This window comes from Streptomyces sp. NPDC031064, assembly GCF_055570965.1.
Map to the genome: position 1 here is coordinate 1,257,755 of NZ_JBVIGF010000001.1, position 16,281 is coordinate 1,274,035.

Consider the following 16,281-nt stretch of genomic DNA (forward strand, 5'->3'; position numbering starts at 1 on the left):
GGTCGTCAGATCGCGACGGCAGGAAGGATGTTGGCGTTGCGGTGGAAGACGTTCTCCGGGTCGTACGTGGCCTTGACGCGGGCCAGCCGGTCGTACTTCTCAGGTCCGTAGGACCGGCGTACGCGGTCCTCCTCGATCTCGACCATGAAGTTCACATAGCCGCCGACGTTCGCGGCGTGGGGCGTCAGTTCCGTCCACAGGGCCCGCGCCCAGGCCGTGTCGGCGATCAGGGTGTCGGGGTCCGGGCTGATGGCGGAGCAGCTCATGACGTACATGGGCTCGCGCAGCCCGCCGAAGGCGGTGTCGTCCTCGTCGGGGTCGGTGTACGCCCCGCTCAGGTGGAACGTGGGGCAGAACGACATCGGCGAGGTCTTGCGCGGCACGTACTCCCCCAGCAGGGCGATCACGTCCTCGCTCAGCTCGGAGTACGTCAGCCCCTTGTCGTAGGAGAGGATGCCGACCGGGGCTGATTCGTCCAGCATGCACTGGAGTCCGGTGAACGGCATGGGGCTGCGCAGTTCGAAGAGCGGCGGGACCCCGTCGGCGAGCGGGGCGAGCGCCTCGGCGTGCTCCTCGGCCGTGCCGAAACCGGCGACGATCAGTGCGTGACCGAGCTTGCCCTGGTGTTCCTGCGGGACGAAGGGCTCGGGCGGGGCGTTCATGCCGATACCCATCAACGCGCCGGTGGCGCGCGGCAGTCCGGGCACCACGTGGCCGAACAGGCGCAGCGCGTCGGCGCTCACACCCATGTCCCAGAAGAACAGCCCGACATGGACCTCGGGACCGACCGGGTGCGCCCGGAAGGTGAAGGTGGTGACGACGCCGAAGTTGCCGCCTCCGCCGCGCAGCCCCCAGAACAGGTCCGGGTTCTCGTCCTCGCTCGCGCGGACGAAGCCGCCGTTGGCGAGCACCACGTCGGCGGCGAGCAGATTGTCGACGGTCAGCCCGTGCCGGCGGGTCAGCCATCCCATGCCGCCGCCGAGGGTCAGGCCGGCGACACCGGTGTGGCTGACCGTGCCGCCGGGCACGGCAAGGCCGTACGACTGGGTGGCGGCGTCCAGTTCGGCGAGCGTGGCTCCGGCCCCGCAGCGGACGGTGCGCGCGTCCGGGTCGACCTCGACGCGGTTCATGTCACCGAGGTCGACGACCAGCCCGTCGGGGCAGACGGACGCCCCGGAGAAGCTGTGCCCTCCGCCGCGTACGGAGATCTCCAGGTGCTCCTCACGGGCGAAGGCCAGCGCGGTGGCGACGTCCTCGGGACTCGCGCACCGGGCGACCAGGGCGGGCCGGTGGTCGATGGCCCCGTTCCAGAGGGACCGGACCTGGTCGTAGTCGGTGTCGTCGGGCGTGACGAGCCGCCCTTCGAGCCGGTCACGGAACGAGCCGACGGCCTGTTCGGCGAGAGTGGTCATGACAGTCTCCGCGGGATTCCTGGCGCGCCTCGCGGGGATCCCGGCGCATGGGGCGGTCCGGGCGCGGAGGGGCGGATCGACACGTCGGCGAGCGAGGCGAGGTCGCGCTGTCTTGATTTTCAGGTTGCCTTTCAACGTAGACGCCGTGCGGGTGGGTGGACAATCACCCTTTCCTGCCCCATAGGTATTCGTCCGGCCCCATGGACGCTCACCGCCTCCCGCCACGAAGGGGCGAGGGTGAGGCCCCCGAGGGAGGCTGTGACCAGCGCGGAAGCGCATGGGGGCCGACCTGTCGACCACCAGGGACGTAAAGGAACCGGAAAATTGGTGCATATGTGCCGAATACACCTTGACTGGCTCGCGCGTCAGTCATGAGGGTGGACAGCAGAGCGTCACGGGCCCCGCGTCCGAAAGCCGCTCAGGCCCCGCATCGGCCGGTTTGGAAAGGGTTCGCCATGTCCCTGCGCACGAGTCGGGCGTCAGCGCCCGCCCCGCACCCCCTGCGGCGCGCCACGGACTGGCCCCCGACGGACCTGCGGCACCGGCGCCCCCACCGGAGCGGTACGAGTGGCCCGGGCACCCACCCCGCACGGCGTGCCTCCGACCGCGTCACCCTGACCGCCTCCCCGCAGCCTCGCGCGGCGCGCCGCACCGCCGCCTCGCCCCGCCGTCGCCGTACGCGCACATCCCCCGGCGCGTCCGAGGCAGGCCGCCGGAGCGGCGGCGAAGGCGGCCCACCAGGGCATCCCGGAGAACACTCCGAGCCACCGGGTGACGCACCTCCGCGACCCCCCGTCCGTCCGGGGGCGTCGCGATGACCACGAACCTCATCGCCCTGGCCGCGATCGCGCTGATCGCCTACCCGCTGCTGCTCGTGATCCTGATGGCCGCGTCCGGCGGGCACCGTGCCCGCCGCTGGTACGGCAGGCTCAGGCGCGGCGGCCAGAGCATGGTCGCGCTCGGCCTGGCCGCCGTGGTGGGCGCGGGTGTGTGGGCTGGACCGAACGTCGTGGCACCGATGTTCGCGGACGACCCGATCGACTGCTACCCCACCGGCCCCGTACGGGCTCGGCAGGTCGCGACCGGCCCGACCGCCGCCGACCTCTCCGCCCCGACCCGGCCTCCTCAGCGCTCCGAGCCCGGAGTGCTGTCCGGAGCCGCCGCGCCCACGGCTGAGCCGGGCAGGCGGCCGGCCCTGGTGCTCTACGACGGCGCCGGTGGCCGCGACGCGGACTGGACGGCTCAGGTGACGGCCCAGCAGGCGGCCAACCTCGCCTCGCACTTCGCGCCCTGGACCGTCAAGCCGGTCGCCGAGTACGAGGCGGGCGAGGCACGCGAGCACTCCGCGGTGCTGTACTTCGGGTCGACGACGGACTCCCGCCTCCCGGCGCCCTTCCTCGACGACGTGCTGACCAGCCGGGTGCCGGTGCTCTGGGCCGACGAGAACCTCGGCCAACTGGCCGACCACGCCCCCTGGCTCTGGAAGAGCCGGTACGCCTTCCGCGCCACGGGCCCCGGCATCAGCGGAGTCGACCGGATCGACTACCGCGGCACCACCCTGACGCGCGAGACCCCGCCGCACCACGGCATCCGGCACATACGCGTCGACGACCCGGGCAAGGCGAAGGTCCTGGCCGAGGCACAGCGCCCCGACGGCAGCCGGACTCCCTGGGCGGTGCGGGCGGCGAACCTCTGGTACGTCGCCGAGAGCCCGTTCGACTACACCTCGCCGACCGACCGGTACCTGGCCTTCAGCGACCTGCTCACCGACGTCCTGGCCCCCGCCGCCTCCGCCGCCCCCGTCACCCCCGCCGTCGAGCAGCGGCACGCGCTGGTCCGGCTGGAGGACATCGGTCCGAACGCGGACCCGGACCAGCTCCGCGACATCGGGACCTGCCTCCACCAGGCCGGGGTGCCCTTCAGCTTCGGCGTCCTGCCCATCTACATCGACCCCCACGGCAAGGCCAACCAGGGCGAGCCGACGAGCTTCACCCTCAAGGACCGCCCGAAGGTGGTCGAGGCGCTGCGGTACCTGATCGACCACGGCGGCACCATGATCATGCACGGCGTGACCCACCAGCTCGGCACGCTGAAGAACCCGTACCACGGGATAAGCGGCGAGGACTTCGAGTTCTTCCTCGCACACCAGGACGCCCGGCAGTTCGTCATACCGGACGGCCTGGTACCCGGCACGTCGCGCGACTGGGCGCTGGACCGTATCGACCGAGGGCTGGCCGAGTTCAAGGCCGCCGGACTCCCGCGACCGCAGATCTGGGAGTTCCCGCACTACGCGGCCGGGCCCCTCGACTACGAGGCGGTCGGGCAGCGATTCGGCTATCGGTACGACAACACGATGAACTACGCCAGTTCGGTCCAGGGCGGCTTCCCCCACGGCGAGCAGCGCGCCGACCAGTTCTACCCGTACGGCGTCAGGGACGTCTACGGCTCGGCGGTGATCCCGGAGAGCCTCGGCAACGTCGAGTCCGCCGGGCACAACGGCCGTCCCCCGCGCGGCCCCGAGGACATCATCGACGCGGCCCGGCGCACCCTGGTCGTCCGGGACGGTGTGGCCAGCTTCTTCTACCACCCGCCCCTGGGCGTCGACAGGCTCGACGAGATCGTGCGGGGCATCCGCGATCTGGGCTACGACTTCGTCCGCCCGTCGGACGTCATGAGGTGACGCGGCATGCCGATCCCCCGTCCCCTCCGCCTCGGCCGTGACCGGCCCGGGTACGGGCTGCTGCGCCGCCGCCGGTCGCCCGGATCGCCCGGGACCGGCCCGCTGCCCGCCCACCGGGGCTTCGCACTGCCCACGTACGAGACCGACGGGTACGACGATCCGCACGCGCCCGCGTACCTGCGGCAGATGGCTTCCGTGGGCGCCAACTGGGTCCAACTGAACCCGACGTGGTACCAGCCCGACCCGGCCGTCGACGTGATCCGCACGACGTCGGAGACTCCGCGCGACAGCGGCGTCGCCCGCATGGTCTACCTGGCCCACCGGCAGGGGCTCAAGGTGCTGCTCAAGCCCCACGTCGATCTGGAGGACGACACCGACCGCGCGACCATCCGTCCCGGCCGCCCCGGCGACTGGTTCACGGCCTACGGCCACTTCGCGACGCACTACGCGCGCCTCGCCGCGTGGTGCGGTGCCGACGCCTTCGCCGTGGGCACCGAACTGGCCGGCACGGTCGGCCACCGCGGGCACTGGCTGGCGGTGATCGCCCGCGTTCGCGAGTCCTACGCCGGCCCGCTGTTCTACGCGGCGAACTACGACGAGTACGAGAACGTCCGGTTCTGGGACGCGGTCGACCTCGCCGGAATCGACGCGTACTGGCCGCTGAGCGACACCCCGACGACCGACGTACGGCGGCTGACCCACGCCTGGGGACCCGTCCGCGACCGGCTGGAACGATTCGCCACCAAAACCGGCAAGCCCGTCGTGTTCACCGAGGCGGGTTACACCAGCGTGCGCGGCGGCGTGACCGCCCCCTACTCGTGGACCGTCTCGTCGGCACCCGACGCGGCCGAGCAGGCCGCCGGCTACGAGGCGCTGCTCCGCGCGTTCACCGGCCGGCCGTGGTGGGCCGGCGTCCACTGGTGGGTCTGGGAGCAGCTCCCCGCCACGACCGGCCGGACCCGTTCGCTGGACTACTCCGCACACGGCAAGGACGCCGAAGGCGTGGTGGCCCGCTGGTGGGAGCCCCAGGGACCCCGTGTGGGGGCCGCCCACAGAGAGGCACGACAGACATGACTCTGGTCGCATCCGCAGTCCTGTTCACCTTCCTGCTCTACGTCCTGGGCATGTTCGTCCTCGGCCGTGGCGAGGGGCGGCAGGAACACAAGCACCGCAAGCACCGGCAGGGCGACCGCGGCGCCCCCGCACAGGCGAACACGGATCCGGACCAGGACCACCTGCTGTTCGTGTTCGTCCTGCCCTGCCTCGACGAGGAGCTGGTGATCGGCGGGAGCCTGGACCGGCTGTTGGCCCTGCCCGAGCGCAACTGGGTCGCCCTCGTCGTCGACGACGGCTCGGACGATGCCACGGCCGAGGTCGTGGAGCGCTTCACGGACCCCCGGATCCTGCTGCTGCGGCGCGTCCGGCCACAGGCCAGGCAGGGCAAGGGTGAAGCGCTCAACGCGGCGTACCGGCACATCCGCACGGAGCTGATCCGGACACCGGCCTTCGCCGGGTACGGGCGGGAGGACATCGTGCTGGTGGTCGTCGACGCCGACGGACGGATCAGGTCCGACGCGCTGTCCGTGGTGGCCCCGATGTTCCGGGACCCGAAGGTCGGCGCCGTGCAGGTCGCCGTACGGATCCACAACGCCGCCGCCGGTCTGCTGGCGAGGCTCCAGGATGTCGAGTTCGTCACGTACACGGAGATCTTCCAGCGCGCCCGGAGCAGGCTCGGCAGCGCCGGTCTGGGCGGCAACGGTCAGTTCACCCGGCTCTGCGCGCTCCAGGCGCTGGGGGACGCCCCCTGGACCCGCTGCCTCACCGAGGACCTCGACCTGGGCGTACGACTGCTCTCCCGCGGCTGGCGCACCCGGTTCACCCCGCGCACCCAGGTGTGGCAGCAGGGCCTGACCGGGGTGCGGGCCTTCGTGCGCCAGCGCACCCGGTGGTTCCAGGGCCATCTCCAGTGCATCGCGGAGATCCCCCGGATCCTCACCTCACAACTGCCCGTGCGGACCGTCGTGGACCTGCTGATCGTCCTGACGCTGCCTCTGCTGGTCCTTCTGACGACGTTCTCGGTGGCGGCCTTCTACGCGTCGCTCATCAGCGTCGCCACCGGGGGCGGGACGGAGATGTTCGAGACGGTGACGGCCAACTACGGCATCGTCCTGATCGTTTGGGCGCTCGTCTCGTTCGGCGTGTCGCCGCTGTGTGCCTACGCCTACCACCGGGCCGCGCGGACCGGCGTGCTGCGCAGCCTGGGGTACGGAGTGCTCTTCACGTTCTACTGCTACCACTGGCTGCCCGTCGGCTGGCTGGCCCTCGGACGGCAACTGCTCCGCCGCGGCACATGGGCGAAGACCCGGCGCCTCCCGGAGCCGCCACGATCCGAGCCGCGACGGCCGGCCCGGCGACGGCCGGAGCCGCCACGACGCCCCGTGGAACAGCACGTCGAACCCCAGCGCGAGACCGTCTCGTGACGCGCCGACACTTCCCATATGAGCCAGATGTTCCCAATGCGGTGATCGTATGCTCTCAGCACGCTCCACATCAGACGGCAGGCTGCACGTGGCGGTCGTTCTCGGCACCCGGCCCGAGGCCATCAAACTGGCGCCCGTCCTCCGGGCCCTGGAGGATTCGCCACTGTTCTCACCGGTGCTGGTCAATACCGGCCAGCACCGCGAGATGCTCGGACAGATGCTGCGACGACTCGGGCTCACCGTGGGCCACGACCTCGCCGTGATGCGGGAGCGCCAGCAACTGTCCGCGCTCACCGCCCGTCTGATCAGCGGGCTGGGCGAGCTGATCCGTGAGGAACGGCCCGATCTGGTCATGGTGCAAGGCGACACGAGCAGCACACTGTGCGGGGCCCTCGCGGCCTTCTACGAACACGTCCCGGTGGCCCATGTGGAGGCGGGGCTGCGCAGCGGCGTCACCGACGACCCGTTCCCCGAGGAGCTCAACCGGCGGCTGGTGACCCAAATGGCGCGCTGGCACTTCGCGCCCACCCCGCGCGCTGCCGCCGCGCTGACCGCCGAGGCCGTACCCGCCTCGGCCGTCATGGTGACCGGCAACACGGTCATCGACAACCTGCTGTGGGCCCACCACCGGGCGGACGGGCGGTCAGCCTTCCGCAGCGGACGCCGGGGCCTGCTCGTCACACTGCACCGGCGGGAGAACCAGGGGGCCCGGATGCGGGCGCTCGCGGACACACTGCTGCGGCTCGCCGACCGCCCGGACGTCGAGGTGCTGGTACCGCTCCACAAGAGCCCCGCCGTACGGGAGGTACTCCTGCCCGCGCTGGGCGGCAACCCGAGGATCACCTTGACCGAACCGCTGGACTACTTCGACTTCATCGCCACCCTGGCCGCCTGCACCCTCGTCCTCACCGACTCCGGAGGCGTGCAGGAGGAGGCGCCCAGCTTCGACAAGCCGGTGCTGGTGCTGCGCGACACGACCGAACGCCCGGAGGTGGTCCGGGCGGGCGCTGCCGAGTTGGTCGGCACCGACCCCGGTGCGGTGCACGCGGCGGCCACGGCCCTGCTGGACGACCCGGTGCTCTACCAGCACATGGCGGGAGCGCCCAACCCCTTCGGTGACGGCCACGCCTCCGAGCGGATCCTGGGCGCCCTGGCACACGACTTCGGCCGGATCCCGGCTCCGGCACGGTCCCTCGACGTCGTCACGGCCGGATGAGGGCCCCCTGCGCCCGGTGGGCCGGCGCCACGGTGCTGCTTCTTCTCGCGTCCGTGCTGCTGCCCGGCTGCGGCACCGATCCGGAGGCGGCGCAGTGGCAGGAGGGCAGCGAGCACGGGCCCTGGCGGGTCGTCTACAACGGGCACGGCACGGTCACCGGCGAGGGCGGCACGATCACCCTGTCGCCGCAGCAGTCACGCCGGCCCGACGAGACCCATGCCGCGCTGGTCGTCTCGAAGGCCTCGTACGACGACTTCACCTACCGTCTGCGGATGCGCACGGTGAAGCAACTGCGTGAGCCCGGCCGGCCCAATCCGTGGGAGGCCGCGTGGGCCATCTGGCACCACACCGACGACTCGCACTTCTACTACCTGGTGCTCAAGCCCAACGGGTGGGAGCTGGGCAAGGTCGACCCGGCGTGTCCGGAGAAGCAGTGCTTCCTCGCCACGCACCCCGGCTCGTACCCGATCCACTCGTGGCACGCCGTCGAAGTGCACCAGAGGGGCGCCACGATGACCATCAGCGTCGATGACGAACCGATCGTCAGCCACACCGACCGCCGCAACCCCTACACCCGGGGCTCGGTCGGCCTGTACACCGAGGACGCCACGGTCGAGTTCAAGGACATCAGCGTGCGGGGGAACGGCTGACGCCGTCGTCGCCTCCCGAACCGGACTCGGACTCGGACTCGGACTCGGCCCACAACGTCCGCACGTGCCCCAGGTGCCGGGCCATGCAGGCCTCGGCCGCCGGGGCGTCGCCGGAGAGCATCAGGTCGAGCAGTTCGTGGTGCTCCTGGGCGGAGGCGGCGAGCATGCCGCGCTCGGCGAGGGCGGTCAGGCCGTAGAGGCGGGCGCGCTTGCGGAGGTCGCCGACCGTTTCGACCAGGCGGTCGTTGCCGGAGAGGGACAGCAGGGCGAGGTGGAAGCGGCGGTCGGCGTCGAGGTAGCCGATGAGGTCGTGGTCGCGGGCGCTGGTGACGATCTCCTCGGCGAGCGGACGGAGCTCCTCAAGTTGCTGGCGGTCGGCGGAGCGGGTGATGGCACCGATGGTCGGCACTTCGATCAGCGCGCGCAGTTCCGTGTACTGGTCGAGGTCCCGCTCGCTGACCTCGGTGATCCGGAAGCCCTTGTTGCGTACGGGTTCGACCAGGCCCTCGCGCGCCAGGTCGAGCATCGCCTCGCGCACGGGCGTGGCGGAGATGCCGAAGTCGGCGGCGAGGGCCGGGGCGGAGTAGACCGCGCCGGGTTGCAGCTCGCCGGCGATCAGGGCGGCGCGCAGGGCGTGCGCCACCTGGTCACGCAGGCGTTCCTGGCTGGTGATCAGGCGCTTGAGGTGCTGGCCGGCCATGGTGCTGCCTCCCGGGGTTCATCGAGGATCGTAGAGGATCGGGGGAGGAACCCCACGGGGAAGGGGTCGGCCGGGTCCAGGAAGTACTGGGCGGTGCCGGTGCCGCACGGCGAGCGGTCGAACCAGGCCGGGTGACGGCTCCTCGGTGTGGGAGTCGACGGCGTGGAGGACGTGCCGGGTGAGCATGGCTAGGCGAGTCCTTGCGCGAGCGTCTTCTCGGTGGCGGCGCGGACGACGGCGGCGTGTGCGTCGGTGAGGGGCGTACGGGGCGGCCGGCACGGTCCGCCGTGGTATCCGGCGATGTCCATGGACAGCTTGATCGCCTGGACGAACTCGGGCTTGGAGTCCCAGCGCAGCAGCGGGTGCAGGGCCCGGTAGAGGGGCAGTGCGGTGTCCAGGTCCCGGGCGACGGCGGCCCGGTAGAGGGCGACGGAGGTGGCGGGCAGCGCGTTGGGGTAGCCGGCGATCCAGCCCACGGCGCCGGCGAGGGCGAGTTCGAGGAGTACGTCGTCGGCGCCGATCAGCAGGTCCAGGTCCGGGGCGAGTTCGGCGATCTCGTACGCGCGGCGCACATCGCCGGTGAACTCCTTGACGGCGACGATGGTCCCCTCCTGGTGGAGCCGCGCGAGCAGGCCGGGCGTGAGGTCGACCTTGGTGTCGATGGGGTTGTTGTACGCGACGACCGGCAGGCCCACCTCGGCGACCTCGGCGTAGTGGGCGCGTACGGCGTCCTCGTCGGCGCGGTAGGCGTTGGGCGGCAGCAGCAGCACGGATCCGCAGCCCGCCTGCGCCGCCTGCTCGGCCCACCGGCGGGCCTCGGCGCTGCCGTACGCGGAGACGCCGGGCATCACCCGGGCCCCGTCGCCCGCCGCCTCGACGGCGACCCGCACCACGCGGGCACGCTCCTCGTCGGTCAGGGTCTGGTACTCGCCGAGCGAGCCGTTGGGGACGACGCCGTCGCAGCCGCTCTCGATCAGCCGGGCGACGTGCTCGGCGTACGCGTCGTAGTCGACGGACAGGTCCGCGCGCAGGGGCAGGGCGGTCGCGACCATGACGCCGCGCCAGGGGTGGGGACGCTGGTTCATCATTCGGCTCCTGGGGGGTTGTGCCGGTTGCCGAGCGCCCGGGGGCCTCGGCGGGGCACACGGCGGCGTGCAGGAGCCGGGTGTCGCCGCCGGGTGGCACCGTGACGTCCAGCCCGGGTCCGGCGGCGGTGAACCCGGCGGTGGCCTCCTCGACGAGGCGAACGCCACGGGTCCGGTGAGGGCGGTGAGGGCGGCCTCGTCGGGTGCGACAAGACCGCCCTTGGGCTCGTACTCGGTCTCCGGTGGGAGCACTTCGGTGAGTTCGCGCCACAGTCGGGTGGACAGCGGCACGAGACGGTACGGCGATAACATTTCACATGTTACTGCCGCTGTACAGACCGTCAGGTCCGCAACGGCCCCTCGCACACATAGTCCGAGGTCCCCGCCTGCCGGTCCGCCCAGATCTCCACCTCACCGAACGAGCAGTTCATGTCGGCCAGGTTGGTGGAGGCGGTGGTCGTCCGGTCGAGGAGGAAGGTGTCCACCGCCAGGGACATGTCCTTGAAGACCCGGTCCGCGCTGCCGGCGTCACCGAGGCGGGCGGTGATCCGGCCGGTGCACAGGAACCGCCGCATGCCCGGGTCGCCGTTGTCGGTGCAGACGGGGGTCGCGCCCGTCGCCGCCGCGAAGGACGAACGCACGGCCTCGGCGGTGGTGTCCCGCAGCCGGTCGTTGGGCGTGTAGCGGGTGTTGGGCACGAACAGCTCGTCGACCTTGGCGATCTGCGCGTCCAGGAAGGCGTCGTACGCCCGCTGGACCGCCGCGTCCCGGCCCAGCCGGTCGCGCCAGGCGTCGAAGGCGGCCGGGTCGTTGGCGCGCAGGTGACGGTACATCTCCCGCAGCAGGGCGGGCCGCTCGGTCCACAGGTACGTGAAGAACGTGCCCGCGTAGGAGTAGAACCGGAAGCCGTCGCCCTCGTAGGTGGCGTGCAGCAGTTGGTCCACGGTCATGCGCGGCCCGCCGTTCGCGGTGTCGGCCATGATGCTCTTGACCAGGGACTTGCGGACGGCGACACCGTCGTCGCGGGTGGCGCCGTCGAAGAACTCGGCTGTCCCCTCGTCCATCGCCGTGGTGCGGTCGCCCTGGTACCAGGGGCCCTCGCCGAAGTAACCGGGCACGGCGAACCGCCCGTTGAGGTAGTGCGTGTACTCGTGCCGGAACAGCTCCTCCAGGGTGAGCGAGGAGTCCTGCGGCACGCGGCGCTGGTACGTGTAGAAGGTCGCGCCGCGCTCGATGTAGATGCCGCCGTTGTTGGTGTCCATGCCGGTCAGGAGCGGGTGGTAGTTCTCGTAGTCCGCGCGGGAGGCGTACAGGACGATGTTCAGGGTCGTGTTGGTGTCCCCCTTGAGCGGCTCCGCCGTGCCGAGCACCCGGTGGAACTGCGCCTTGACCTGCTTGCTCGCGTAGTAGAGCTGGTCCACGGTCACGCGGTCGAGGCCGGTGCGGACCTTGATGGCCGCGTTGTCGTAGCGGTAGGTGTGCGGGAAGATCTCCCGCTCGATGTCCTCCTTGCAGACCGCGTACGGCTTGCAGGCCTCGTAGAAGTTGAGCCAGGAGGCCAGCCGTGCCCAGGGCGCGCTGCCCCGGCCGAAGTCGCGGACGACGGGGGCGAGGAGCGCCCCGAGGTCGGGGACGATCGAGGAGGTCAGCGCCGCGATCTGGCCGAAGCGGCCGTACTCGGCGAGGGCGTCGCGCACGACCCACTCGTTGGGCGTGCCCTTGAGGTGGGTGTACGTGGAGAACTTCCGGAAGGCGTCGCGGTAGGCGGCGTTGCGCGTGACGAGCGTGTGGAAGGCGGTGTCCTTGTTGCCCGGGTAGACGCCGAGGTAGTTGACGGAGAGCGCGGCGAGGGCGGCACCGCCCCAGGCGGGGTCCTTGTAGGTGGTGGTGTGGTACCGGTCCATGGTGGCCAGCACCTTGCGGATCAGGTCGAGTTGGGAGTGGCGCAGCCCCTGGGCGCTGCCCGCGTAGAGCGCCTCACGCAGGGACTCGGCGTTGGTCCGCGTCGCGTCGAAGGACCGGCGCGCCGTGCCGAAGGCGTGGATGGCGCGCCGCATGGCCTCGGCGGTGGGCGCGTCGGTGACGTCGATCTCGTCGCGCGAGAAGTCGTGGTACGCCACCGCGTGCAGGTAGGTGAGCATCTCCAGCAGGTGGCTGCCGTTCTTGCCGTCATGGGTGGCGGCGAGGGCGGATATCCGCCGGGACACGGCCTGGACGTGCCCGTCGGACATGACGGGGACGAGCTTGGCGTCCCAGGTCCAGATGAGGTCGCGCAGGCAGCCGTCGGCGGTGACGGCGGGGTCGGCGAGGAAGTCGGCGAACTGCTCGGCTCCCAGGCGGGTGACGTCGTCCAGGGTGCAGGGGACGGCGGTGGCCGCCGCCGCGTGCGCCGGGGTCTGCGGGCCGGGGACGCGGGAGCCGGTCCGCCCGCCGGGGGCGGGGGCGGGTTTCGGCGTGGACCTGGGTGCGGTGGCGAGGCGTTCGACCTCGTCGTGGGGGTGGTCGCCGGCGGCGGGACTCGCGTGCCGGGCGCTCGCCGCTTGGGCGGTGGGGGCGTTCCAGGCCCCGGCACCGATCAGCGTCGCGGTGGCGAGGGCTGCGGCGAGGAGGGCTCTGTGTACGGGACTGCGTGTGGATCGCTGGGACACCTGCGGCTCCTGTGGGAGGTGGGGAGTGGTCGTTCAGCGGTCGCACGGCGGGCTGTCCGCCAGCATTGATGGGTGCATGCCACTACCGTGTGACGTGCAACATAGTAATGTGACATTGCACTGCACAACCCCTTGGGCGCCCCGGAATCGCCAGGGCGCCCCACCGCGAGGCTCAGTCCAGGACCGCGAACCCGTCGAGTTCGACCATCGCCTGCTCGTCCCAGAGCCGGGTGGCCCCGATCACCGCCATCGCCGGATACTCACGGCCCGCCAGGCGGCGCCAGATGCGGCCCAGTTCGGGGGCGCGGGCCCGGTAGTCGGCGACGTCCGTGGCGTACACCGTCACGCGGGCGAGGTCGGCGGGGGTGCCGCCCGCCGCCTTGAGGGCGGCCAGCAGGTTGCCGAGCGCGGTCTCGAACTGCTCCGGGAGACTCTCCCCCACCACCCGCCCCGCCCCGTCGAGCGCGGTCTGCCCGGCGAGGAAGACCAGGCGCGAGCCGGTGGCGGTGACGGCGTGGGAGAAGCCGGTGGGCGGCGACAGTTCGGCGGGGTTGAGGCGTTCGAGGCTCATGAGGCGTACAGCTCCTTGGCGATGATCGTGCGCTGGACCTCGGTCGCGCCCTCGTAGATGCGCGGCGCCCGCACCTCCCGGTACAGGTGCTCCAGCAGGTGGCCGCGTTGCAGGGCGCGGGCGCCGTGGAGCTGGACGGCGGCGTCGACGACGTACTGCGCGGTCTCGGTGGCCAGCAGCTTCGCCATGGCGGCCCGCCTGGGCACGTCGGCGGCGCCCTCGTCGTACGCCGCCGCGGCCGCGTAGACGAGCAGGCGGGCGGCCTCGGTGCGGGTGGCCATCTCGGCGACCTGGTGGGAGACGGCCTGAAGGTCCTTCAGTAGGCCGCCGAAGGCGGTGCGTTCGGCCGTGTGGGCGAGCGTCGCGTCCAGGGCGGCCTGGGCCATGCCGACGGCGAAGGCACCGACGCTGGGCCGGAAGAGGTTGAGGGTGGCCATGGCCACGCGGAAGCCCCGGTCCACCTCGCCGAGGACGTCGTCGGGGCCGACCGGTACGCCGTCGAAGAGCAGGCTGCCGATGGGGTGCGGGGACAGCATGTCGAGCGGGCTGCCGGTGAGGCCGGGGCGGTCGGCGGGGACGAGGAAGGCGGTGACGCCGCGCGCGCCGGCGCCCGGGGTCGTACGGGCGAAGACGGTGTAGAAGTCGGCCTCGGGCGCGTTGGAGATCCACCGCTTCTCGCCGGTCAGCCGCCAGCCGTTCCCCTGCGGCACCGCCTCCAGGGCGAGCGCCGCCGCGTCCGACCCCGCGTCGGGCTCGCTGAGCGCGAAGGCGGCGACCGCCCGGCCCGCACTCACCTCCGGGAGCCAGCGCGCCCGTTGGCCGGGCGTACCGGAGGCGGCGACCGGGTGGGCGCCCAGGCCCTGGAGGGCGAGGGCGGTCTCCGCCTCCGTACAGGCCTGGGCGAGGGACTCGCGCATCAGGCACAGCTCCAAGGCGCCCGCGCCGAAGAGGCGGCCGAGCAGGCCCAGTTCACCGAGCGCGGCGACCAGGGGGCGGTTGACGTGGCCCGGTTCGCCCTTCTCGGCGAGCGGGCGCAGGCGTTCGGCGGCCGTGGCGCGCAGCTCGGCGCACCAGGCGGTTTGGGCCGGATCGAGCGAGAATACGGGCATTCATGCCCCCTCAAAGACTTCTATCGCGGGCCGTTGACTGTCGTCACATGAACGATACGCTCGATGAGCGTTCCCACCACGCCAAGGGGGCGAACCATGGAGCTCACGCCTTCGGCCCACCACGACACCTTCGCCCGGGACCACCTGCCGCCGCGCGAGCAGTGGCCGGAACTCGTCTTCGACCTCCCCGAGCTGCGCTACCCCGACCGGCTCAACTGCGGGGTGGAACTGCTGGACCGCACGGTGGAACGGTTCGGTGCGGACCGGCCGGTCTTCCGGGACGGCACGGGCCGGGTCTGGACGTACGGCGAGCTGCGCGGCCGCGTCGACCGGATCGCCCACGCGCTCACCCGTGACCTGGGCGTGGTGCCCGGCAACCGGGTGCTGCTGCGCGGGCCCACCACGCCGTGGCTGGCGGCCTGCTGGCTGGCGGTGATGAAGGCGGGCGCGGTCGCCGTCACCGTACTGGCGCAACAGCGTGCCCAGGAGCTGGCCGTCATGTGCGAGATGGCCGAGGTGTCCCACGCCCTGTGCGACGTCCGGGCGGTGGACGACCTGGTGAAGGCCGAGGTGCCGGGCTTGCGGATCACGGCGTACGGCGGTGACGCGCCCGACGACCTGCTGGGCCTCGCGGCCCGGCACCCCGGCGTGTACGACGCGGTCGGCACGGCGGCCGACGACGTGGCGCTGATCGCCTTCACGTCCGGGACGACCGGGCGGCCCAAGGGGTGCATGCACTTCCACCGCGATGTGCTGGCCGTCGCCGACACGTTCTCGGCGCACGTGCTGCGGCCGGAGCCGGACGACCTGTTCGCGGGCAGTCCCCCGCTCGGGTTCACCTTCGGGCTGGGCGGGCTGGTGATCTTTCCCATGCGGGCGGGCGCCTCGGCGCTGCTGCTGGAGCAGGCCGGGCCCAAGCAACTCCTGCCCGCCGTCGCCGAGCACCGGGTGACGGTGCTGTTCACCGCGCCGACCGCCTACCGGGTGATGCTGGACGACGTGGACGCCCATGACACCTCCTCGCTGCGGCGCTGCGTCTCGGCGGGCGAGAACCTCCCCGAGGCCACCTGGCGGGCCTGGCACGAGCGGACCGGGCTGCGGCTGATCAACGGCATCGGCGCGACCGAGCTGCTGCACATCTTCGTCTCGGCGGCCGACGACGCCATCCGGCCCGGCACGACGGGCGTACCCGTTCCCGGGTGGCACGCGCGCGTGGTGGACGGTTCCGGCGCCCCGGTCCCGGACGGCCAGGAGGGGTTCCTCGCCGTGCGCGGCCCGGTGGGGTGCCGTTACCTGGCCGATCCGCGCCAGACGGAGTATGTCCGGCACGGCTGGAACCTCACGGGTGACACGTACGTCCGCGAGCCGGACGGCTACCTGCGCTACGTGGCCCGTGCGGACGACATGATCATCTCGGCCGGGTACAACATCGCCGGCCCGCAGGTCGAGGAAGCCCTGCTGGCGCACCCCGACGTGCTGGAGGCTGCCGTGGTGGGCCGTCCGGACGAGGTGCGCGGCCAGGTCGTGGTGGCGTACGCGGTGCTGCGCGACGGCCTGCCGCGCGACGACTCCACCGCCGAGGCGCTGCGCGCCTTCGTGAAGGGCCGTCTCGCCCCCTACAAGTGCCCGCGCCGGATCGTGTTCCTGGACGCGCTCCCCCGCACGGCCACCGGGAAGCTGCAACGGTTCCGGCTGCGCGCCGAGCACACGCCCGGGACACGCCCGTAAAG

General features: G+C 72.1%; 12 protein-coding genes and 1 pseudogene. 6 read left to right on the forward strand and 7 right to left on the reverse strand.

What is annotated here, in order from left to right; all coding sequences use genetic code 11:
* Positions 1–5: 5 nt before the first annotated feature.
* Positions 6–1,412, reverse strand: a complete 1,407-nt coding sequence (locus ACZ46W_RS05335; protein ID WP_468331584.1) for an FAD-binding oxidoreductase — start codon at positions 1,410–1,412, stop codon at positions 6–8.
* Between the two features lie 814 nt (positions 1,413–2,226).
* Here ACZ46W_RS05335 and ACZ46W_RS05340 point away from each other — a divergent pair.
* The 5 genes from ACZ46W_RS05340 to ACZ46W_RS05360 are packed head-to-tail and all read left to right on the forward strand — an operon-like array spanning position 2,227 to position 8,438.
* A complete protein-coding gene (locus tag ACZ46W_RS05340) occupies positions 2,227–4,092 on the forward strand; it encodes a DUF2334 domain-containing protein (protein ID WP_468331587.1) in 1,866 nt (621 codons plus the stop codon).
* Positions 4,093–4,098: 6 nt separating this feature from the next.
* Positions 4,099–5,166: a glycoside hydrolase family 113 gene (locus ACZ46W_RS05345; RefSeq protein ID WP_468331590.1), complete on the forward strand. Its 1,068-nt coding sequence runs from the start codon at positions 4,099–4,101 to the stop codon at positions 5,164–5,166.
* On the forward strand, positions 5,163–6,572 hold the full coding sequence (locus ACZ46W_RS05350; RefSeq protein ID WP_468331593.1) for a glycosyltransferase: 1,410 nt from the start codon (positions 5,163–5,165) through the stop codon (positions 6,570–6,572). Before ACZ46W_RS05345 ends, ACZ46W_RS05350 begins: the two co-directional genes overlap by 4 nt.
* A gap of 49 nt (positions 6,573–6,621) precedes the next feature.
* Complete coding sequence (gene wecB / locus ACZ46W_RS05355; RefSeq protein ID WP_468331596.1) at positions 6,622–7,788, forward strand: non-hydrolyzing UDP-N-acetylglucosamine 2-epimerase; 1,167 nt, start codon at positions 6,622–6,624, stop codon at positions 7,786–7,788.
* Positions 7,789–7,820: 32 nt separating this feature from the next.
* Positions 7,821–8,438, forward strand: a complete 618-nt coding sequence (locus tag ACZ46W_RS05360) for a 3-keto-alpha-glucoside-1,2-lyase-like domain-containing protein (RefSeq protein ID WP_468331599.1) — start codon at positions 7,821–7,823, stop codon at positions 8,436–8,438.
* Here the strand turns inward: ACZ46W_RS05360 and ACZ46W_RS05365 are convergent.
* The 6 genes and pseudogenes from ACZ46W_RS05365 to ACZ46W_RS05390 form a co-directional block, all read right to left on the reverse strand.
* Positions 8,416–9,138: a GntR family transcriptional regulator gene (locus ACZ46W_RS05365; protein WP_468331602.1), complete on the reverse strand. Its 723-nt coding sequence runs from the start codon at positions 9,136–9,138 to the stop codon at positions 8,416–8,418. The two genes, ACZ46W_RS05360 and ACZ46W_RS05365, sit on opposite strands and share 23 nt — an antisense overlap.
* Positions 9,111–9,299 (reverse strand): annotated as a pseudogene (locus tag ACZ46W_RS05370) (hypothetical protein); the annotation flags it as partial. The gene ACZ46W_RS05365 and the pseudogene ACZ46W_RS05370, both read right to left, overlap by 28 nt.
* A 27-nt stretch (positions 9,300–9,326) precedes the next feature.
* A complete protein-coding gene (locus tag ACZ46W_RS05375; protein WP_468331605.1) occupies positions 9,327–10,223 on the reverse strand; it encodes a dihydrodipicolinate synthase family protein in 897 nt (298 codons plus the stop codon).
* Between the two features lie 341 nt (positions 10,224–10,564).
* Positions 10,565–12,871: a collagenase gene (locus ACZ46W_RS05380; RefSeq protein ID WP_468331608.1), complete on the reverse strand. Its 2,307-nt coding sequence runs from the start codon at positions 12,869–12,871 to the stop codon at positions 10,565–10,567.
* Between the two features lie 172 nt (positions 12,872–13,043).
* Complete coding sequence (locus ACZ46W_RS05385; protein WP_468331611.1) at positions 13,044–13,442, reverse strand: RidA family protein; 399 nt, start codon at positions 13,440–13,442, stop codon at positions 13,044–13,046.
* Positions 13,439–14,551, reverse strand: a complete 1,113-nt coding sequence (locus ACZ46W_RS05390) for an acyl-CoA dehydrogenase family protein (RefSeq protein WP_468331614.1) — start codon at positions 14,549–14,551, stop codon at positions 13,439–13,441. The genes ACZ46W_RS05385 and ACZ46W_RS05390 overlap by 4 nt, the downstream gene beginning before the upstream one ends.
* Before the next feature lie 96 nt (positions 14,552–14,647).
* On the opposite strand from ACZ46W_RS05390, the gene ACZ46W_RS05395 reads away from it, so the two are divergent.
* Complete coding sequence (locus ACZ46W_RS05395) at positions 14,648–16,279, forward strand: AMP-binding protein (protein ID WP_468331617.1); 1,632 nt, start codon at positions 14,648–14,650, stop codon at positions 16,277–16,279.
* Positions 16,280–16,281: the final 2 nt, after the last annotated feature.